The organism is Arcobacter sp. CECT 8989 (assembly GCF_004116715.1).
Taxonomy (GTDB): Bacteria; Campylobacterota; Campylobacteria; order Campylobacterales; family Arcobacteraceae; genus Halarcobacter.
The window spans coordinates 228,359-249,104 of record NZ_PDKE01000003.1; the positions used below are offsets into that span (position 1 = coordinate 228,359).

The 20,746-nt window shown below is 28.2% G+C and carries 22 protein-coding genes; 17 read left to right on the plus strand and 5 right to left on the minus strand.

All coding sequences use genetic code 11. The annotated features are described in order from the left end of the window. Position 1: 1 nt before the first annotated feature. Together prmC and hemW are read right to left on the minus strand one after the other, a co-directional pair. A complete protein-coding gene (gene prmC, locus CRV02_RS04680; RefSeq protein ID WP_129089364.1) occupies positions 2 to 826 on the minus strand; it encodes a peptide chain release factor N(5)-glutamine methyltransferase in 825 nt (274 codons plus the stop codon). 45 nt (positions 827 to 871) lie between these two features. Beyond that, a complete protein-coding gene (hemW, locus tag CRV02_RS04685; RefSeq protein WP_129089365.1) occupies positions 872 to 1,933 on the minus strand; it encodes a radical SAM family heme chaperone HemW in 1,062 nt (353 codons plus the stop codon). A 55-nt stretch (positions 1,934 to 1,988) separates the two neighbouring features. Here hemW and CRV02_RS04690 point away from each other — a divergent pair, with 55 nt between their 5' ends. The 5 genes from CRV02_RS04690 to folP are packed head-to-tail and all read left to right on the plus strand — an operon-like array spanning position 1,989 to position 6,032. Further along, positions 1,989 to 2,483 carry an RNA pyrophosphohydrolase gene (locus CRV02_RS04690; RefSeq protein ID WP_129083540.1) on the plus strand — a complete coding sequence of 165 codons (495 nt, stop codon included), beginning with the start codon at positions 1,989 to 1,991 and terminating at the stop codon, positions 2,481 to 2,483. A gap of 4 nt (positions 2,484 to 2,487) precedes the next feature. Then, a complete protein-coding gene (locus tag CRV02_RS04695) occupies positions 2,488 to 3,699 on the plus strand; it encodes an aspartate kinase (protein WP_129089366.1) in 1,212 nt (403 codons plus the stop codon). A 2-nt stretch (positions 3,700 to 3,701) separates the two neighbouring features. Further along, positions 3,702 to 4,253, plus strand: coding sequence for a HobA family DNA replication regulator (locus CRV02_RS04700; RefSeq protein ID WP_129083542.1), 552 nt, complete (start codon positions 3,702 to 3,704; stop codon positions 4,251 to 4,253). Beyond that, positions 4,253 to 4,885, plus strand: coding sequence for a DNA polymerase III subunit delta' (locus tag CRV02_RS04705; protein WP_129089367.1), 633 nt, complete (start codon positions 4,253 to 4,255; stop codon positions 4,883 to 4,885). The genes CRV02_RS04700 and CRV02_RS04705 overlap by 1 nt, the downstream gene beginning before the upstream one ends. Position 4,886: 1 nt before the next feature. Then, entirely contained in the window at positions 4,887 to 6,032 is a 1,146-nt protein-coding gene (folP, locus tag CRV02_RS04710; RefSeq protein ID WP_129089368.1) for a dihydropteroate synthase, read from the plus strand. Here folP and CRV02_RS04715 read toward each other — a convergent pair. Beyond that, positions 6,027 to 6,857: a prephenate dehydrogenase gene (locus CRV02_RS04715; RefSeq protein WP_164968960.1), complete on the minus strand. Its 831-nt coding sequence runs from the start codon at positions 6,855 to 6,857 to the stop codon at positions 6,027 to 6,029. The genes folP and CRV02_RS04715 overlap by 6 nt on opposite strands. Positions 6,858 to 6,960: 103 nt before the next feature. Here CRV02_RS04715 and bamA point away from each other — a divergent pair, with 103 nt between their 5' ends. From bamA to CRV02_RS04745, 6 genes are read left to right on the plus strand one after another with little or no spacing between them, the layout of a single operon-like run. Further along, the gene (gene bamA, locus CRV02_RS04720; RefSeq protein WP_129089370.1) at positions 6,961 to 9,207 is read left to right on the plus strand and encodes an outer membrane protein assembly factor BamA; all 2,247 of its coding nucleotides are present in this window, start codon (positions 6,961 to 6,963) and stop codon (positions 9,205 to 9,207) included. 22 nt (positions 9,208 to 9,229) lie between these two features. Beyond that, complete coding sequence (locus tag CRV02_RS04725; protein WP_129083547.1) at positions 9,230 to 10,300, plus strand: dehypoxanthine futalosine cyclase; 1,071 nt, start codon at positions 9,230 to 9,232, stop codon at positions 10,298 to 10,300. A gap of 55 nt (positions 10,301 to 10,355) precedes the next feature. After that, on the plus strand, positions 10,356 to 11,594 hold the full coding sequence (locus CRV02_RS04730) for a pitrilysin family protein (protein ID WP_129089371.1): 1,239 nt from the start codon (positions 10,356 to 10,358) through the stop codon (positions 11,592 to 11,594). Between the two features lies 1 nt (position 11,595). Beyond that, entirely contained in the window at positions 11,596 to 12,870 is a 1,275-nt protein-coding gene (gene gltX / locus CRV02_RS04735) for a glutamate--tRNA ligase (protein ID WP_129089372.1), read from the plus strand. Continuing rightward, a complete protein-coding gene (locus CRV02_RS04740) occupies positions 12,867 to 13,145 on the plus strand; it encodes a YggT family protein (protein WP_129083550.1) in 279 nt (92 codons plus the stop codon). The genes gltX and CRV02_RS04740 overlap by 4 nt, the downstream gene beginning before the upstream one ends. A gap of 1 nt (position 13,146) precedes the next feature. Further along, positions 13,147 to 14,553: a hypothetical protein gene (locus tag CRV02_RS04745; protein WP_129089373.1), complete on the plus strand. Its 1,407-nt coding sequence runs from the start codon at positions 13,147 to 13,149 to the stop codon at positions 14,551 to 14,553. On the opposite strand, the gene CRV02_RS04750 is transcribed toward CRV02_RS04745, so the two are convergent. Beyond that, the gene (locus CRV02_RS04750; RefSeq protein WP_129083552.1) at positions 14,531 to 15,019 is read right to left on the minus strand and encodes a hypothetical protein; all 489 of its coding nucleotides are present in this window, start codon (positions 15,017 to 15,019) and stop codon (positions 14,531 to 14,533) included. The two genes, CRV02_RS04745 and CRV02_RS04750, sit on opposite strands and share 23 nt — an antisense overlap. A gap of 78 nt (positions 15,020 to 15,097) precedes the next feature. On the opposite strand from CRV02_RS04750, the gene mobB reads away from it, so the two are divergent. From mobB to CRV02_RS04775, 5 genes are read left to right on the plus strand one after another with little or no spacing between them, the layout of a single operon-like run. Beyond that, positions 15,098 to 15,601: a molybdopterin-guanine dinucleotide biosynthesis protein B gene (gene mobB, locus CRV02_RS04755; protein ID WP_129083553.1), complete on the plus strand. Its 504-nt coding sequence runs from the start codon at positions 15,098 to 15,100 to the stop codon at positions 15,599 to 15,601. After that, positions 15,601 to 16,446 (plus strand): class 1 fructose-bisphosphatase, encoded by an 846-nt coding sequence (locus CRV02_RS04760; RefSeq protein WP_129089374.1) that lies wholly within the window; start codon positions 15,601 to 15,603, stop codon positions 16,444 to 16,446. The genes mobB and CRV02_RS04760 overlap by 1 nt, the downstream gene beginning before the upstream one ends. Further along, positions 16,439 to 16,654, plus strand: coding sequence for a hypothetical protein (locus CRV02_RS04765; protein WP_129083555.1), 216 nt, complete (start codon positions 16,439 to 16,441; stop codon positions 16,652 to 16,654). Before CRV02_RS04760 ends, CRV02_RS04765 begins: the two co-directional genes overlap by 8 nt. A gap of 21 nt (positions 16,655 to 16,675) precedes the next feature. Beyond that, positions 16,676 to 18,640, plus strand: coding sequence for a methionine--tRNA ligase (gene metG, locus CRV02_RS04770; protein WP_129089375.1), 1,965 nt, complete (start codon positions 16,676 to 16,678; stop codon positions 18,638 to 18,640). Next, on the plus strand, positions 18,640 to 19,635 hold the full coding sequence (locus CRV02_RS04775; protein ID WP_129089376.1) for a peptidoglycan synthetase: 996 nt from the start codon (positions 18,640 to 18,642) through the stop codon (positions 19,633 to 19,635). The genes metG and CRV02_RS04775 overlap by 1 nt, the downstream gene beginning before the upstream one ends. A 6-nt stretch (positions 19,636 to 19,641) precedes the next feature. Here CRV02_RS04775 and CRV02_RS04780 read toward each other — a convergent pair whose 3' ends face one another. Then, the gene (locus tag CRV02_RS04780; RefSeq protein ID WP_129089377.1) at positions 19,642 to 20,298 is read right to left on the minus strand and encodes a S24 family peptidase; all 657 of its coding nucleotides are present in this window, start codon (positions 20,296 to 20,298) and stop codon (positions 19,642 to 19,644) included. 321 nt (positions 20,299 to 20,619) lie between these two features. Between CRV02_RS04780 and CRV02_RS04785 the strand changes: the two genes are divergently transcribed. Further along, the coding region (locus tag CRV02_RS04785; RefSeq protein ID WP_258238984.1) for an OadG family protein at positions 20,620 to 20,746 on the plus strand (127 nt) is incomplete at its 3' end.

The window sequence follows — 20,746 nt, forward strand, 5'->3', positions numbered from 1 at the left end:
TTTATTTAAACTCAATTGTAAAACCTCTATCAAACTTTTCATAATCTTGATAAAATAAGTAATCTTTAATCTCAAAATTATTTAAATAGTTTTCCAAAGGTTTCTTTTGATCATATCCCATTTCACAAAGTAGATATTTTATATCTCTTTTTGAAGTTTCTTCAATGATATTTTTTAATAATTCATCTCCAACTTCTCCTCCAAAAAGTGCATTTCTAGGTTCATATTTTACATTTGCTGGAAGCTTGTAGTTATTTGCAATATACGGAGGATTTGAAATTGTCATAAAAATCTCTTCATCTTCACTAATATTCGTATATAAATCACTTTTGATAAAAGTGATTCTATCTTCTACATTATGTTTTTTTGCATTTTCTTTTGCTAATGTAATTGCATCATCATTTATATCAACTGCTATAATTTTAATCTCTTTTATTAAAAGAGCTAACATAACAGAAATAATCCCAGAACCAGTTCCTATTTCTAAAACGGTTTTATTTTTAGTATCTTTTAAAATTTCAACGGCATTATCAACAAGAAGCTCTGTTTCTGGTCTAGGAATTAATACATTCTCTTTTACTAGAAAACTTTCTCCATAAAAAGATGCCCTTTTAATTAAATACTCTAAAGGATAATCTTTTTTTCTTTTCTCTATTAGTTTTTCTAATTGTTTTATTTCACTAAACTCATTATTATAATTAAGATGTAACCATATATTGTTTTTCTCTAAAATATAACATATTAATATCTCAACTTCTTTAGCTGGAATATGAGTTACATCTCTTAATTGTTTAGAATAGTTTCTTACAACTTCTTTTATTGTCATTTATATCCTTATTATATATAAAGGCGATATTATATCAAAAAGAGTTTACTCTAATATATAAAGAGCAATCTCATCTGCCAAAAGAAAGTTTTTGTTATAGACTTTCTTATCTTTTATATATATTTTTTCTTCTTTTATTAAATGTTCTACTCTTTTTAATTCCTCAGCCGTAAATATTGATAAAGAAACTCCTAATATACATCTAAAACCTAAAAGTACTTTCTCTACTTTTATTTCTTCTTTTGATAAATCTTCTATTTCATATGAAGTTGAATTTTTGATATACTCATCTAAATCCTTATTTGGATAATATCTTTTATTGTTTACATATCCAACTGCTCCTGCTCCAACTCCTAAATACTCTTTGTGTTCCCAATATCCAAAATTATGTTTTGATTGGAAACTTTTATCTTTTGCAAAGTTTGATATCTCGTATTGAGTAAAACCATTCTTTTCTATAAAATCAAATATCTTATAAGATAACTCTTCATCATCAATTTTTACTTCACTTTTATTAAAGAATTTTGTTCCTTCTTCTAAGGTTAAAGAGTAAGCACTTAAATGAGTCACAGGCAAAGAAAAAGCTTGTGTTAAATCTTCTTTAATATTATTTAATGTATCTGTTTTAAAACCATAAATTATATCGCAGTTAATACTATCAAAACCTATACAAGAGGCATTTTGTATAGCATTTATAGCGCTTTTAGCATTATGTGCACGATTTAATTCTTTTAGCTTATTTTCTTGAAAACTTTGTACTCCAAAACTAATACGATTTACTCCAAAGTTTTTCATCTCTTTTTGCCACTCTTTTGTGGCAGAATTAGGATTTGATTCAGTTGTTATTTCTGTATTGTCATCAATATAGTTTTCTAATATTTTAAAAGTTTCTTCATAATCTTTTGGTTTTATTGTACTTGGAGTTCCTCCTCCAAAAAAGATAGTCTCTAATTTTTTATTTTGACAGTTTTTTTCTAAATCATGTTTTAGTTGTTTATTTAAAGCCTTCATATAATCTTTTTTTAGATTAAATTTAGTTGTATATGAGTTGAAAGCACAATAGTGGCACTTGCTGTCGCAAAAAGGTATATGTAAGTATAAAAGCAATTTTTAATCCTAAGTTTATTATAATATCTGGCTAATTATAAGGGAAAAAATATTTATGACTGATAAAGAAATGAAAGATAATAAAAATAAAAAAAATTACAGACCTAATGTAGCGGCAATAGTATTATCAGCAAAATATCCCGAAAAGTGTGAAATCTTCATAGCTTCAAGAACAGATGTAGAAAATGCTTGGCAGTTTCCTCAAGGTGGAATTGATGAGGGTGAACAACCTAATGAAGCACTATATAGAGAGCTTGAAGAAGAAATAGGCACAAGGGATGTTGAAATAATTGCAGAATATCCAAAATGGGTAAGCTATGATTTTCCTCCTGTGATTGCTAAGAAAATGCACCCTTATGATGGTCAAATTCAAAAATATTACTTAGTTAAGTTAAAAAAAGGTGCAAAAATAGATATAAACACTGAAATACCAGAGTTTAGTGAATTTAAATTTGTTCCAACTGAGAATATTTATGATTATATAACATTCTTCAAAAGAACAGTATATAAGCAGGTTTTAAAATATTTCAAAAAAGAGGGTTTTATTTAAAAAGATGTTAAAAGTTTTAAAGTTTGGCGGTACAAGTGTAGGAACACTTGAAAGAATACAGAATGTAGCCAATATTATAAAAAGTATAAAAGATGATGGTCACGATGTAATTGCAGTAGTTTCTGCAATGAGTGGTGAAACAAATAAGTTATTAGAGTATGCAAGTACTTTTTCAAAGAATCCTGAAGCAAATGAAATAGATATGCTTTTAAGTTCTGGAGAAAGAGTAACTTCTGCCCTACTTTCTATTGCTTTAAATGAGCAAGGTTACAAAGCTACTTCTATGAGTGGTAGAGAAGCTGGAATTGTTACAGATAATGCACATATGAAAGCTAGAATTGAATCTATTGATACTACTAATATGAAAAATGCAATTAATGAAGGCAAAATTATCATTGTTGCTGGTTTCCAAGGTGTAACACAAGATTCAAGTAGAGTTTCTACTTTAGGTAGAGGTGGTTCAGATTTAACAGCTGTTGCTATTGCTGGTGCTATTGAAGCTGATGTTTGTGAAATCTATACTGACGTTGATGGTATTTATACTACAGACCCAAGAATTGAACCAAAAGCTAAGAAGCTAGATAAAATATCTTATGATGAGATGCTAGAATTAGCCTCTTTAGGTGCGAAAGTATTACAAAATAGATCAGTAGAGATGGCGAAAAAATTAAATGTAAATTTAGTATCAAGAAGCAGCTTTACGCCAGAAGTTGAAGGTACATTAATAACTAAGGAAGAGAATATTATGGAAAAACCAGTTGTAAGTGGTATTGCATTAGATAAAAACCAAGTAAGAGTTGGAATGTATGGAGTTACAGATAGACCAGGAATTGCTTCATCTATTTTTACAGCTCTTGCAGACGCAAATATTAATGTAGATATGATTGTACAAACAGTTGGTGTTGATGGTAAAACTGACTTAGACTTTACTATTCCTGTAACAGATTGGGAAAACTGTAAAGTAGTTATGAATAAGTTTGAAGATGATGCGGAAAATATCGATTACAATGAATCAATTTGTAAAGTATCTATTGTAGGTGTTGGTATGAAGTCTCACACAGGCGTAGCTTCAAAAGCCTTTACTGCATTAGCTTCTGAAAATATTAATATCAGAATCATTTCAACTTCTGAAATCAAAGTTTCTATGATTATTGAAGAAAAGTATGCAGAATTAGCTGTTAGAACTTTACACGATGCATATAACTTGGATAAATAACAGTGCAAGAATTTCTAAATTGGACAGTTGACACAATTAGAGAAGATAGGCTTATTTCTCCTTGGTTAGAAGAAAAAAAGTATGAATGGGTACCTTTAGTTTCTAAATCAGTTACTAATATCTTAGAAAAAGGTCGTTCTGTTTTAGTTATCACTGATAGTGATAGGGATTGGTTTTTAAAGTATGTATTAACACATATCAATTCACAAAAGAAAAACAGACCTTTTTTACCTTTTTACAACTTTAAGTCTTTTTATAAAGATTTAGATGAAGTAAAAACAGAAGATGAAATAAATTTCATAAAAGATATGCTTAATATATCTTTTCCAAATGGTTACTGTTTTTGGTATATTGGTAGAAGTCAAGATGCAAGAGCTATTTTACCAAAGTTTTCAAAGAACTCATTTCTTTGGATTTTTGATGAAGAAGTTCAAGATGCATTTAATCTAAAAAACAATGATGAAGCTTTAGATATGAAGCTTCTTCAAATGTTTAGACTTTATGATAAAACATTAAGTGCTGCACTTTTTGCTGAGATTAACGTAGAACATTAATGATAAACGAAAAAATTGAAACAGCTCATATCTTAATAGTAAATGATATAGATGAGACTCTTAACTCTTTATTGCCTTTTTACTCAAAACATAATGTAAGAGTAATTAGAAATGAAGAGAAAGAGGAGTTTCAATTAGCTCAAGCAAATGTAACTATAAAAGAAGCATATATCTCAACAAATGAAAAGAAATATATTTTTCTTTGTGGAAAAATCTTTAGAAATGAAGCACAAAACTCTTTATTAAAAATATTAGAAGAACCACCTTCAAATATTGTTTTTATAATAATTACAAACTCTAAATCAACTATTTTACCTACAATCTTTTCTAGAATGCCTCATAAGATTTTAAAAAGTGGCTTGAAAAAAGAAGATTTATCCTTAGATGTAAGAAAACTTGATTTAAAAGATGTTTATGAGTTTTTAAAACAAAATCAAAGAATAGATAAAAAAGAGTCTATCTCTTTTGTTGAAAGTCTACTTTTAAAAGTAAACAAAGAAAATATAGAACTTACACAAAGTGAATTAGAGCTTTTTTCTAAATCAATAAAATTATTAAATCTAAACTCTAGACCAATAAACGTTTTAACTACTCTACTTTTAACTATAATAAATAGAAAACATAGGGTTTAATATGACACTACAAAAAATAGCTATTTGGGATGCTAAAAAAGTATATGAATCTCTAGGCTGTGATAAAGGTGGTATTTCTATTTTATCAAAGAAATCATCTTTACATACAATTTTAATAAAAAACATGCATGTTGGTGCAGCAAATATTTTAAAACAAGACTCTCTTTCTATTGGAGCAGATTTAGCAGTACCTACTGGTGTTATAACTGCAAAAGAAAAATACGTTGATGGAATATTAATTGTAACAACAAAGCAGCTTGAAATTTTAAGTAGAAAAGAGTTAGCTCAACCTTTTGGATTAAAAGAGTTTGCAAAAAACTTAAAAGAGTTTATTCCTTCTAAAAAATATCCAACAAAAATAATGGGTGTTTTAAATGCAAATGAAGACTCTTTCTTTCAAAATAGCCGTTTTAATGAATCTGATGCTAGTTTTAGAATAAATAAAATGATTGAAGATGGTGCTTGCATTATTGATATTGGAGCAGTTTCTAGTAGACCAGGAAGTATTGCTGTTTCTTGGGAAGAAGAACTTCAAAGAGCAAAACCTATTATTGATGTTATTTATAAAGAAAAACTTTTTGAAAAAGCTAAATTTTCTTTAGATTCATATGAACCAAAAGTATTAGAATATGCTTTAGAAAACGGCTTTTCAATAGTTAATGACATAACAGGTTTAGCAAATGATGAAGTTTGTAAAGTAGCTTCAAAATATAATGCACAAGTTGTAATTATGCATATGCAAAAAGATCCAACTGTTATGCAAGAAAACCCTGTATATGATGATTTAATCCAAGAAATTGATGACTTTTTTAAAGAAAGAATTGAAAAAGCAAAAAGTTTTGGAATTGAAGATATTGTTTTAGATGTTGGAATTGGTTTTGGAAAAACTTTAGAACACAACTTAAAACTAATAAAAAATCTAGAGCATTTTAAACACTTTGGATATGAGCTTTTAATGGGAGCTAGTAGGAAATCAATGATAAATAAGATTGTAGAAACACCTACAGAGCAAAGACTTCCTGGAACTTTAGCAATACATTTAGAATCTATAAACTATGGAGCTTCTATTATTAGATGTCATGATGTAAAAGAACATTATCAGGCAATTAAAGTTCAAGAAGCTATCAACACACAAGAGGTTTTATAAAATCTCATGTAGTGTGTTTGCTTTTTTCATCCACTCTTTTAAATCTGAATAATCTTCCTCTTCAACCATTTTTCTCACCTTTTTCATATGGTCTTCAAATAAATCAATGGATTTAAGTAAGTTTTTTCTATTTTGTTTAAAAATATCTGTCCACATATCAGGACTTGATTTTGCAATTCTACTCATATCTTTAAATCCACCTGCTGCTAAAGCAATAATAGATTTTGGATCTTCATGGCCCATAACAGTATTTGCTAAAGAGTATGAAATAGCATGGGGTAAATGAGACATATAACAAGCATGAATGTCGTGTTCATCTGCATCCATTGCAACAATTCTCATACCTATTTCTTGAAATACTTTAAATGCTCTATTTACATGTTGATTTTCATTTTCTTCAAGATTACATAAAACTACTGTTTTACCTTCATATAAATTATCAATTGCTGCTTTTGGTCCCGATTTTTCAGTTCCTGTCATTGGGTGAGCTGCAATAAAATTTTTTCTAATTTTTGCAGGAACATTTTTTATAATAAACTCTTTTGTTGACCCTAAATCCATAATTGTTGTCTTATCTTTTATATCCAAAAATTCTGGCATCATAGAAATAATATTATCAACTGGAATAGCAAGAACTATTAAATCACAATTATCTTTTATCGTCTTAATATCTGTTAACTCATCAACTAAATTTAACTCTTCTATCTCTTTTTTAGACTTTTCACTTCTTGCAAATCCATAAACTTTTGTAGCTATTGAGTATTTTTTAACTGCTTTAGCGAAAGAACCGCCCATTAATCCTAAACCAATAATACCTATATTCAATTTTATAACCTTTAAAATATATTTAAAAAGCGATTATATCTTAAACATCCTATAAAGTTTATTTAGATATATTTTAGCTTTAATTATTAAAATAAGGATAACTGTGAAAAAGAAAAGTATCTTATTATCTATCACGTTAGCTTCACTTCTACAAGCTGAACAAATTACTTCAATTGAATATGTAAATTTAACAAAAATTTCTTTACCAGTTGCAAATGAAACTTTAAAGTTAAAAGTTGGTGACGAAGTTAGTACTGAAAAAGTAAATAAAGCTATAAAAGACTTTTATAAATTTAACTACTTTGAAGACATTAAAGTTAATATAGACAATGGAAAGCTTCAATTTGTATTTGATGAAAAACCATCGATTGCAAATGTTGATATCACTGGATATAAGTCTCGAGAAGATGATCTTGACATTTTAAGAAAGCAAATAGGTCTTGAAAAAGGAAATATGTATTCTGACAAAAGAGTTAGAAATGCAAAAGAGAAACTTTTAAAAGAATTAGAAAGAGAAGGTTATATTAACTCTGTTGTTGAAGCAGAAGTAGAACACTTAAATGAAGACTCAGTAGCAATTACTTTTAGTGTAAACAAAGGTGATGAAATCATCATTAAAAAAGTAAACTATTTTGGTTCTGAAAACCTTGACTCTGGTGACTTTGAACCAGCAACTGCAAACAAAGAAGAAGAGTTCGCATCATGGTTTATCACTCAAAATGGTGGTGAATTAGCTGCTGAGCAATTAGAATATGATAGTAAAAGAATACAAGAAGTATATTTTGAAAATGGATACTTAGATGCAAAAGTAAAAGATCCTTTCTTAGAAGTAGATTTCTCTTCAAATCAAGCTGAGCTTGACTTTTATATTGAAGAAGGTAGACAATATAATGTAAATGATATTGCAATCTATGTAAATTCTGAGATTGTTAAACCTGAAGACATTTATCCTGAGTTAAAACTAAGAAAAGGTAGAACTTTTAATATTAAAAGACTTAGAAAGGATGCTGACTATATCAAAACTTTAGTTGCTGATAAAGGTTATGCATTTGCACAAGTTAAATATGATATTAAAAAAGATGAGAAAAATGGAACTGCTGATTTAGTATTTAATGTTATTCCTGGAGAAAAAGTATTTATTAGAGATGTTAAAATCTCTGGAAATACAAGAACACTTGATAGAGTTATTAGAAGAGATGTTTATTTAGCTCCTGGAGATTTATTTAACCTTACAGATTATACTGACTCAAAAAATAAACTAAAAAGAACAGGATACTTTGAAGATGTTCTAATTGAGCAAAAAAGAGTTTCTGCTGATAAGATGGACATAGTTGTAAAGGTTAAAGAAGCTGCAACAGGAAATATCATCCTTGGTGGTGGATATGGTTCATATGATGGATTTATGATTAATGGTTCTATTGTAGATAATAATATCTTTGGTTCGGGTCTTTCTTTAGGTGTTTCTGTTGATTTATCAAAAAGAAAAACTGACCTTTCTGTTAAACTTAGAAATCCTGCTATTGCTGATAGTAAATATAGTGGTGATTTAGATATTCACTCAGACAACATTGAAATTGATAGTTCTAAATATGAATTAGATAAAGATGTAAAAGGTTTCTCTGTAGGAGTTGGTAAAGAGCTAATTAGAAACTTAAGAGTTGGTGCTAGATATAGACTTGACTTTATTAAAGAAGAGTATGATTATGAAGATGATGCAGGGGTTCCTGAAAATAAAAGGTTTGAAGATACAGATTATGTAACTAGTTCTATTACACCTTTTGTTAACTTTGATAACACAGATGACTACTTAAACCCAAGAAGTGGATTTAAAGCTGGTTCTTCTTTAGAGTTTGCAGGATTAGGTGGAGACTCAGAATATCTTAAAAGTTTATCTTACTTTAAATACTTCTATTCTTTAAACGATCTTTATGATTTAGATTGGATTTTTAGATATAAGCTACAAGCAAACTTCCTTGTGGATAATGGTCAAATCAATCAAGGTGATTCATTATACTTAGGTGGTACAAAATCTTTAAGAGGATTTAAGTCTTATGCCTTCCCTAAAAATGAATCTGGTGAAAAAGTTGACCCTTATAAAAATATGGCAGCAACATCAGTAGAAATGAGTTTCCCTCTATCTCCACAAGCTAAGATGAGATGGGGTGTATTCTATGATTATGGTATGATTGGTGAAGATAATATGTCAGATATTAAAAGATCTTCAACAGGTGCACTTTTTGAGTGGATCTCACCATTTGGTCCATTACAACTGATTTTTGCTCAACCATTGGATGATGAGTCAGGTGATGATACATCATCATTTGAGTTCTCATTAGGGTCTAGTTTTTAAAAATAAAAAAATTGGATAATTTATGGTAAAAAAAATGGATATTATTGATAGAAGAATCACAGAAGAAGAAGCATTAGATTTAATTAAAAATGCTTCTTTAGTAAAACTAGGTGATTTAGCTTCTAAGAAAAAAGAACAGTTGCACCCTGAAAAAATCACAACATTTGTAGTAGATAGAAATATTAACTATACAAATGTTTGTTGGGTAGACTGTAAATTCTGTGCTTTTTATAGACACGGAAGAGATGATGATGCTTATGTATTAAAATTTGATGAAATTGATAAGAAAATTGAAGAGTTATTAGAGATTGGTGGAACACAAATACTTATGCAAGGTGGTGTTCACCCTAAGCTTAAAATTGATTATTATGAAGAATTAGTTGAGCATATTCATACAAAATTCCCTCAAATCACCCTACACTCATTCTCTGCAATTGAGATTTGTTATATTGCTAAAGTTTCAAAAATTTCAAGATTAGAAGTTTTAAAAAGACTACAGGCAAAGGGTTTAAGCTCAATTCCAGGAGCTGGCGCTGAAATTTTATCAGATAGAGTTAGAGATGTAATCGCTCCTAGAAAAATTGATACTGATGATTGGTTAGAAGTTCATAGATTAGCTCATTCAATTGGTATGAAAACAACTGCTACAATGATGTTTGGAACAGTTGAGACAGATGAAGAGATTATTGAGCATTGGAATAGAATTAGACAACTACAAGATGAAACAGGTGGTTTTAGAGCCTTTATTATGTGGTCTTTCCAAAGTGCAAATACAAAGCTAAAAGAAGAGATTCCTGATTTAAAGCCTCAATCATCAAATAGATACTTAAGACTACTTGCTGTTTCAAGACTATATTTAGATAACTTTCCAAATATTCAAAGTTCTTGGGTAACTCAAGGAAGTTATATTGGTCAGATGGCTCTTAAATTTGGAGCAAATGACTTAGGAAGTACAATGATGGAAGAAAATGTAGTTGCAGCTGCAGGAGCTACAAATTGTATGAATCAAGATGAAATGATTCAATTAATCCATGATGTTGGTGAAAACCCAGCAAAAAGAAATACTGCTTATGAGATTTTAGAGAGGTTTTAACTACATGAACCTCTTTAAATCTTTTTTACTACTATTATTAATTCAAGGATATTTAATGTCTGCTACAGTTAAGCAAATAAAAATAAATGATATTGAAATACCTGTAGTTTTTGAACAAGATAAAAATTTACCAATATTAAATTTACAACTTGTTTTTAAAAACTCTGGATATATGCAAGATAAAAATAAAAGTGGTTTAGCATCACTTTCAGCAAAACTTCTAAATGAAGGAACAAAAGAGTTAGGTTCTACTAAATTTGCTCAAAAGTTAGAAGATTCGGCTATTTCATTACACTCTTCTGTTGGCTTTGAGACATTTGTTATTGAGCTTTCTTCAATAAAAGATGTAAACGATAAAGCCTTATCTTTATTAAAAGAGCTACTAAATGATCCTAATTATGATAAAAAAGTATTAGATAAAATTAAAACTATTAAAACAGGTTCATTAAAAAGAAAAGAGAATGATTTTGACTACATTGCTAGTAAAAACTTAAAAGAGATTCTTTTTGCAGGAACAGCTTTACAAAATCCATCAAGTGGTAGTATTGAATCAATTGAAAAGATTAAACTTGTTGATATTAAGAAGTTTTTAGACAATGCAATTGATTTAAACAACCTAATTGTTGTTGTAGGTGGTGATATAGAGTTTGATGAGCTTTCAGTAAAACTAAAAAAACTATTAAAAAATATAAAAGCTAAAAATAGTAATAAATTTAAAACAGTAAAAACAAGTGATAAAGCACAAGTAAAGACACTAGAAAAAGAGACTCAACAAGCATACATATATTTTGGAAGTCCTTTTGAAACAACAGCAAAAAATGAAGATAACTATAAAGCAAAAGTAGCTTCTTTTATTTTAGGTGGAAGTGGTTTTGGAAGTAGACTTATGGAAGAAATCCGTGTAAAAAGAGGATTGGCATATTCTGCATATGGATATGTTTCAATAAATAAATCTCATAACTACTTTACAGGTTATTTACAAACTAAACTTGAAAGTGCAGATGAAGCAAAAGAGTTAGTTTCAGAGATTGTAAATGAGTTTGTAAACAAAGGTGTAACTCAAGAAGAGTTAGACGCAGCTAAAAATTTTATTTTAGGAAGTGAGCCTTTAAGAACTGAAACATTATCTCAAAGACTACATAGAGCCTTTACTCTGTTTTATAGAGGCTTAGATTTTGATCACTCGCAAAAAGAGTTAGAGAAAATACAAGCTCTTAATTTAGACGATTTAAACGAATATATAAAATCTCATGATGAGATTAAAAAATTATCATTTTCAATAGTAAGGAAGTAATTTGTTAAGATTTGCACAAAGTCCAACAAAAGATATGAGTATAGGTGATTTAAGAGTAGCAATATTTAATCATATTGTTTCTAAACAATTAAATGAAAAGCTTTTAATTAGAATAGAAGATACAGACAAAGAAAAAACTATTGAAGGAAAAGATAAAGAGATTTTAGAACTTTTAAATCTTTTTTCTATAGGTTATGAGGGAATTTTCCACCAAAGTGATAATCTGAAATATCATCAAAAACTTACTATGCAGCTTATGGGACAAAAAAATGCCTTTGCATGTTTTTGTTCTGATGCAAAAATTGAAGAGCTAAAAGAAGAAGCAAAAAAGAAGAATAAACCTTATGAATATGATGGTTTTTGTCAAACTCTTTCTGATGAAACAGTTTTAAATGTTAATTCTCCTTTTATTGTTAGAATAAAAAAGCCAGAGGAAGACATAGTATTTAATGATCTTTTAAAAGGAAAGCTAACATATACTCCTTCTAATGTTGATTCGTTCCCTATTCTAAGACAAGATAAAATGCCAACACCTAACTATGCACATGCTGTTGATGATATGTTATTTAATATTTCTGCTGTTATTACATCAGAAGATAATATAGATGATGCAGCAAAACAAATACATGTAAGAAAGCTATTAAATTATGATAAGGAAATAGAGTTTACACACGTTCCAAGTGTAAATGTAGACTCAAAATACTCTTCTGTAAAACAGCTTATTGATGAAGGTTTCCTTCCAGCAGCTATTGCAAACTATTTAGTTCTTCTTGGAAATGAAACACCAAAAGAGATTTTTACATTAGAAGAAGCTGTAGAGTGGTTTGATATAAAAAACATCTCAAAAGAAGCAGTAAACTTTGATATTGAGAAACTAAAAGAGATTAATAAAAAACATCTTTCTCATATAGATAACATGAGATTTTCAAAGATTTTAGGTTTTGCAGATGATGATATTGGAAAACTTGGAAAACTATTCTTAAATGAAACATCAACTATTAAAGAGATAAAAGAGAAAATAGACTTAGTATTTGCACCAAAATCTACATGTGAAGGTTTTGAAGAAGAGTTTGTAGAATTAAAGTTAGCTATAAATGATGCTCCTTATATTGACAGTTTTGCTGAGTTTAATCAATATCTTACTGATAAAACACAATTAAAAGAGGAAAAGCTTTTAAAGCCTTTAACTTATATTCTTACAGGACAAACTAATGAGATTGATCTTTCAGAAGTTTACCCTTTAATTAAAAATTATTTAGGAGAAATTACAAAATGATGGATGCCCTACTAAGTTCAGTTTTCACTGTAGTTTTAAGTATTGTATTTTTATATAAATGGGTTATTATAATATCAGCTATCCTTTCTTGGGTAAGACCTGACCCATATAACCCAATTGTACAAATGCTACATAGATTAACAGAACCAGCTTATAATCTTGTAAGAAGATTTATTCCTACAGTTTTTGGAGGAATGGATTTTGCACCAATTATCTTAATTTTTGCATTAATCTTCCTAGAGACATTCTTAGGTAAACTTTTTATGGGAATGTAATATGAAGCCCTCTTCTCTTCTATTAATAACTCTTTTATCTTCACTTGCTTTTTCAAATGAAGCAGTAGATACTAAAAAAGAGTTTTTAACTCTTGAAACAATTAAAAAAGAAGAGAAAGGTCTTAAAAGAGACTTTCTTTTAAATGAATTTTTAAAGCAACCCTCTATTACACAAGAGCAAGCTTATGAATCACTATCGTATATTGATTCTATGAATACAAAACTATTTACTAACTTTGCATTAAAGTATAAACATGATGAAACCTTAGCTGTAGTTCAATGTATGAATATGCCAACAAAGCAACTACTTAGCTCTTATGCAGATTGTATTAAAATTGGATTAGACTATAAAGAAGCCTCTAAATTGAACTCTTTAGAGTTAAATCAACTTATAAATAAAACATCAGAAAAATACCCTCTTTTTGCAAAAAATTTAAAAGTTTTATCTTCTGCTATTCCTTTTACAAAAATTATTACTTTAGATAGCAACTCATTTTATGACTTGTATTTTAATTTGCCAGTAGAGTTCAAAGAAAACTATTTTAACTATAGACTACCTAGAAAAACATTTTTTAGAATTTACCAAGATAAAGTAAATTTTGAAAAGTATTTAAAACAAAACATTACAAATAGAAACTTTGATATTGCAAATGACTCATTTTTAGCTATTGATGATTCAAACTTAAATGCAAACTCATCTTTTTTGTTAGGATTAAATGCATTTGCCCTTGAAAATATAGATAAAGCAACTACTTTTTTACAAAATGCTTTAAATAAAACAGATGAGAAGAATATCAATAAAGTTTTATTCTGGTTATATAAAACTTCAAAAAATGAAACGTATTTAAAAGATATATCTTTAAATACAAAAGTAGACTTATATACAATTCTTGCAAATGAACTTTTAGAAGAGAAAAAACCTTTAAGTTTTGCTCAAACAAAAAATACAGAGTTTAAAAAGAATACAAAAAAATTATCTTTAGAAACAAAAGCTTTTCTTTACTCTTTAATAAAAGCTAATTCAGACTTTAACAACAAATTTATTTCTAAAGAGTTTAATATTGGTCTATTAAATCAAAATTATGAACTTAAAGATGTAGAAAACTTCTATAATAATGGTTTAGCCCTAGAAAAAAGTGTCTCTTTACTAAATAAAGAGCTTTTAGAAGATAAAGATATTAACCCTATTTTAAAGTATTTAACTTTAGAAAATAAAAATGATACTTTAAAGTTATTAGAAAAAAATTATAAATTAAATGAAAAGATAGATAAAAGTCTTATTTTTGAGTTTATCTCTGATGAGAAACTTGAAGAGTTTGTTTTAAATTATTATTTCTATATCAATAACAATATTAAAAAAGAAAAAAAGAAGATAAAATTATCTTCTATTTTTGAAAGCTTAAAGTAGCAGTTCCATATTTAGTATGAATAAACTCTAAGTTTAATTCTCTTAACTCTTCTTTGTTATTGAACTTTACTAAATAGTACCTAGCCCATGGGTTTTTTAGTGGTATAGAGTTTACTAAAGTAGAGTTTGCATCTAAACCTTTTAAACTTACTGATTCTTTTTCATTTAAAACTAATTTATAAGAGTCTTTGAAAAAGTTCTCATTATCTTTATTTGCAATTTGAACTCCAAGAATAAAAGTTTCAATATTATCACTCTTATACTTTTCATCTACATTATTTAAATATGTAACAAAAATTAGAGCCTCAACTTCATTATTATTTAATAAGTCTCGCTTTTTTGTGTATTGAATTGCTTTTGCACTTAATTTATCATTTTCAAAATGATTTAATGCACTTGTCTTATCTGCACAACCTGTAAAATACAGAGCTAAAAATAGTATAAAAAAACTACTAATTATCTTCATAAAAAACATCCTAAATTATTGTAAGATGGCATCTTACCCTAATTTTACTTTAACATATATTTAGATAAAATCTACCCTATGAATAATCAATATAAAAAACTTGCAGTTGCTTTTAGTGGCCCGTCTAACAGCGGAAAAACTACACTTATTATTAAAGTTTCTACTCTTTTACAAGAGATGGGACATAAGGTGTGTATTGTAAAACATGACCCGGGAAATAAAGCAACTTTTGATATACCTAAAAAAGATAGTTATAGATTCTTTGAAACAGGTGCTGATGTTGCAGTAGTAAGTCCTAAAAGAACTACATATTTTAAAAATGAAACTTCATCAATCGATGAAATAATTGAAACTTTTAAAGATTTTGATTATTTACTAGTTGAAGGATTAAAAACTCTTCCTCTACCAAGAATTACAATCTTTAGAGATGAAGTAGACGAATCTTATTTTAAATATAGTAACTCAATAGCTTTTGATGAAACTATCAATGAAAATGAAATTCCTTCTAACTTAGATAAACTAGACTTAAATAACCCAGAAGAGATAATCAACTGGATTGAAAACAATGCAAAGAGAGTTTAATGCAAGAAATATTTGAAGCAATAAAAGAAGCTAGTAAACAAATACAAGACGTAATAGAATTAGGTGATACAGCAAAAAGTGAAAATGAAAACTCTACTGGTGATACACAATTAAAACTTGATATTGCAAGTGATGTTATTATTGAAAAAGTTTTTGCAACTATTCCTTCGATTAAATCAATTGTTAGTGAAGAACAAGAAAATATTGTTGATTTAAATGAAGATGGAGAATATTTAATAGCTTATGATCCTTTAGATGGGTCTTCATTAGTTGATGTTAACCTTTCTGTTGGTTCTATTTATGGAATTTATAAAAATGATTTTACTGGAGACAATATTGTTGCTTCAGTTTATGTTGTATTTGGACCAAGAGTAGAAATGGTAGTTGCCTATGAAAATAGTGTTAAACTATATAGACTTTTTGATGATGAATTTAATTATATAAAAGATATTAAACTTGAAGAAAAAGGTAAATTAACTGCAACTGGTTCTACTCAAATGTGTTGGCCAACACACCACAAAGAGCTTGTAAATAGTATGTATGATGCAGGTTATTACTTAAGATACTCTGGTGGTATGGTTCCTGATTTACACCAAATCCTTTTAAAAGGTGGAGGTTTATTTTCTTATCCAGGAACAACAGATAAACCAAAGGGTAAATTAAGACAACTATTTGAGGTTTTCCCTTTTGCCTTAGCATATGAATTTGCAGGTGGAAAAGCTGTTGATGGTAAAAATAGAGTTTTAGAAATATCTACAACTCACATTCATGATACTAGTCCATGTTTTTTTGGTTCAAACGATGAAATTAATAGAGTTTTAGAAGTTTATAAAGATCATGTCTGAAAACCAACAAAAAGACCAATGGGAACTAAACCTAGAAAAAGTAAAGACAGAACTAAATAGTTGTCAAATGTCTTTACACAATAAACAATCTTGTCAGCCAGACAATAACTTTTGTGAAAAGTTTTTTGATTGTGAACTAAGAAAAAAATATGTAATTGCTGTTTATGAGTCTATGAATAAAGGCTCTGGCGGTGGATTTGAATTTTAATTAAAAGAAGAAGGTATTTATATGGAAAACTCTTGTAAAAATGTTTATATTACAACTCCTATTTATTATGTAAATGATGTAGCACATATCGGTCATGCATACACAACAATTATTGCAGATATGTTAGCAAGATACTCAAGACTAACTGGATATAACACATATTTTTTAACAGGAACAGATGAGCACGGACAAAAAATTGCTCAAAGTGCGGAAGCTAGAGGAAAAACTGCAAAAGAGTATGCTGATGAAGTATCAGGGAAGTTTAGAAAACTTTGGGATGATTTTGATATTACTTATGATAAGTTTATCCGTACAACTGATGAAGAGCATAAGCTTGGTGTTCAAAAAGCTTTTGAAAAAATGTATGAAAAAGGTGATATCTATAAAGGTGAGTATGAAGGTTTCTATTGTGTATCATGTGAAACTTTCTTTACAGAAAAACAACTTGTAGATGAACAATTCTGCCCAGACTGTGGTAAACCTACAAATATTGTAAAAGAAGAGAGTTATTTCTTCAAACTATCAAAGTATGAAGATAAACTAATTAAATGGTACGAAGAGAATGAAGACTGTATCTTACCAAGAGCAAAGAAAAATGAAATCATGAACTTTGTAAAAGGTGGATTAAAAGATCTTTCTATTTCAAGAACATCATTTGACTGGGGTGTAAAACTTCCAGAGTCTTTAAATGAACCAAAACACGTAATGTATGTTTGGCTAGATGCTTTAATGAACTATGTTACTGCTTTAGGTTACGGTGGAGATGAAAAAAATATGGATTTCTGGCCTGCTAAAGTTCATTTAGTTGGAAAAGATATTTTAAGATTCCACTCTGTTTATTGGCCAGCATTCTTAATGTCTTTAGACTTACCATTACCAGATCATATTGCAGCACATGGTTGGTGGACAAGAGATGGTGAAAAAATGTCTAAATCTAAAGGAAATGTTGTTGATCCAAAAGAGGTTGCAGATGCTTATGGTTTAGATGCATTTAGATACTTTATGTTAAGAGAAGTTCCATTTGGACAAGATGGAGACTTTTCACAAAAAGCTTTAATGGATAGAATCAACTCTGATTTAGGTAATGATTTAGGAAATCTTTTAAATAGAATTTCTGGAATGTCTGGAAAATATTTTGACTTTAAAATTGATTCTAAAGATGTTGTAAAATATCATGAAAAAGAGTTAAATGAAGTTCAAGAGATTTTAGACAATGTAGAAAAATATGTATTTAATATGCAATTAAATAGATACTTAGAAGATATCTGGAAAATTTTAACTATTGCTAACAAAGCTATTGGTGATCACGAACCTTGGGCTAAAATGAAAGATGGTAAAACAGAAGAAGCAATGGCATTAGTTGCTTTAATTACTAATATTATGGCTAAGGTTGCCCTACTTTTAGACTCTGTTATGCCAGAAAAAATTGCTAAGATTGCTACTTCATTAGGACTTGAAATCAACAATGAGTCATATAATAAACTTATTGTAAATAAAGAGCTTATTGGTGAAACAACTATTACAAAAGTAGAACAACTTTTCCCAAGAATTGAAGAGATTTTATTAGAACAAGCAAAACCTACAGAAGTTTCAAAAACTGAAGTAGAAGAGAAAAAGCCTTCTAAAAAAGAAGAAAAGAAAGAAACTCAAGAAGAAGACAACTTAATTACTATTGATCAATTCTTTGAGACAACTTTAAGAGTTGGTACAATTGTTGAAGCAGAAGAAGTTCCAAAATCTAAAAAACTTCTAAAACTTCAAGTAGATGTGGGAGAAGAGAAACCTAGACAAGTACTTGCAGGAATTAAAGAGTTCTATTCTGCGGAAAGTTTAGTTGGTACACAAGCTTGTGTTGTAGCAAACTTAAAACCAGCGAAACTAATGGGTATGTTAAGTGAAGGTATGCTTCTTGCAGCAAAAGATGAAGATGGTTTATGTCTAATAAGACCAGAAAAACCAAAAACTAATGGGACAAAAATAAGCTAGTGCAAATTACATCTTTATTAGATATTATTGATGGTAGGTTATTAAACCAACCATCAATCTCTTTTATATATTCAATTAAAACTAATCCAAGAAAAGTAAAAGAAGGTGACCTTTTTATTGTTCAAAATAAAGAACATATCAAAGAAGCACTTGAAAATGGAGCTTTTGGACTAATTGTTGATGAAAACACACAAATAATTGATAATGAAATTGCATGGATAAAAGTTCCTAATCTTAATGAAGCAATTGTAAAACTAATAAGATTTCAACTTTCAAATAAAAAACTTACTGCATTTTATTGTAATAGTGTTAGTTATGACTTATTTGAAATACTTAAAAAGCCTAATAGTCATAGTGAAATCAAATTAATCCCTAAAGAGTTATCAAAACTTTTTAAGTTTATTGATGATATTGAAGATAATGATACAATAGTATGTTCATGTCAAAAAACCCTTGATGATATTTATCCAGTTAATTTTGACTTTAATACTAAACAGTATGAAATAAAAAACCTAATAGAACACTCTATTTTTGAAACAACTTTTTCCTATCAAGATAGATATTTTCCTAAAATTAAAATACCTAGCTTATATTTAAAAGAATTTTTAGATGTATATAGTTTTTTAGGTTTTGACGCAGATTTAAATAAATTAAAAAGATTCAATAAACTAAGACCTATTTTTGTAGATAAACTAATCAATCATACTGATTATGGAAGAACTGATAAGTTTTTATTAGCTCAAGAAAATAAAGAGTTAGTAGAAGAAGAAATAAAGTATTTAAGAAATAAATATAAGTATGCAAAAATCTTATACTTCTCTTTTGAAGAAGAGACTCATAGTGAAAATATTGAATATATTCATTTAACTTCTATTTCAAATATAAAAGCATTTTTAAAGAAAAACTCTTTTAATGCAGCATACTTTGTTGGTTTAAACTATGATACTTTATACGAACAAGTATCTCAAGAAAATAACGAACCTACTTTGATATAAGTACTTTTAGTAAATCATACCAAAAGTACTTACAACTTTTCCAACTACATTAAGTTCATTATCTGCTAATACTTGTACAGGATAGTCCCTATTATCCGATATTATATCAAGTTTTCCATCAACTCTTTTTTGTACTCTTTTTACAAATAATCCATGGTTTGTAGTAAAAGCATATATCCCATCTCTTGATGCATCTTTTTTACTTTTATCAATAAAAATAACATTATCACTATTTAGAGTTGGCTCCATAGAGTCCCCTACTACATTAATAGCTTCAATATTTTTTAGATTCTCTTGTCCACCTAGCATATTTATAAAATAAGGAGGAACTTCTAAACTTTCATACTCATCATCATTTTCATAAGCTCCACCACCAGCACTTACTCTTACTTCAGGGTAATATCTAATCCAATACTTATCTGTTGAATCCACTAATGATCCTGGATTTTGATTGTATAGTAACCAGTTAATTGATATCTTTTTTCTTGCACAAAAATCTAAAATATTTGAAAAAGGTATCTTTCCTCTATTCTTCATAGTGGCAAAATTCACTTGACTTAAATCCAATGCTCCTGCAACATCTTTATCAAAAACTTTTCCTGATTTTCCATCTTTACTTATAATATCTTTTAATTTTTCAATTATTTCAGGTACAGCTAACATTATTTCTCCTTTTTTTAATTATATTACAAAATGCAATATTTTTCAAGGGTTTTGAAAAAAAACTATAGAATTTTGACATATTTTTTATAAAAGGACTTAAAAATGTCAACAAAAATTACTAAAGCAACAAACTCTGTAATGAATTTATTACTAAAATTTGATAATTTATTATTAGTTGTTGGTAAAAAAATATTATAAAAACTAATAATAATTTTAAATTCTAAAATTTATAATAATATACTCTTCAAAATAAATTTTACTAAAGCAAAGTTTCTATAGAATTAGAATACAAATTACACGATGGTAACCACGGGGAGTAATATGGAAACAAACTTAATTGCGGAAGCAGTAAAGTTTATGGCATTAGGTATGGGAATAGTGTTTATATTCCTAATAGTAATGATCTATGCTTTAAAACTGCAAGCAAAAATAATAGGGAAGTATTTTC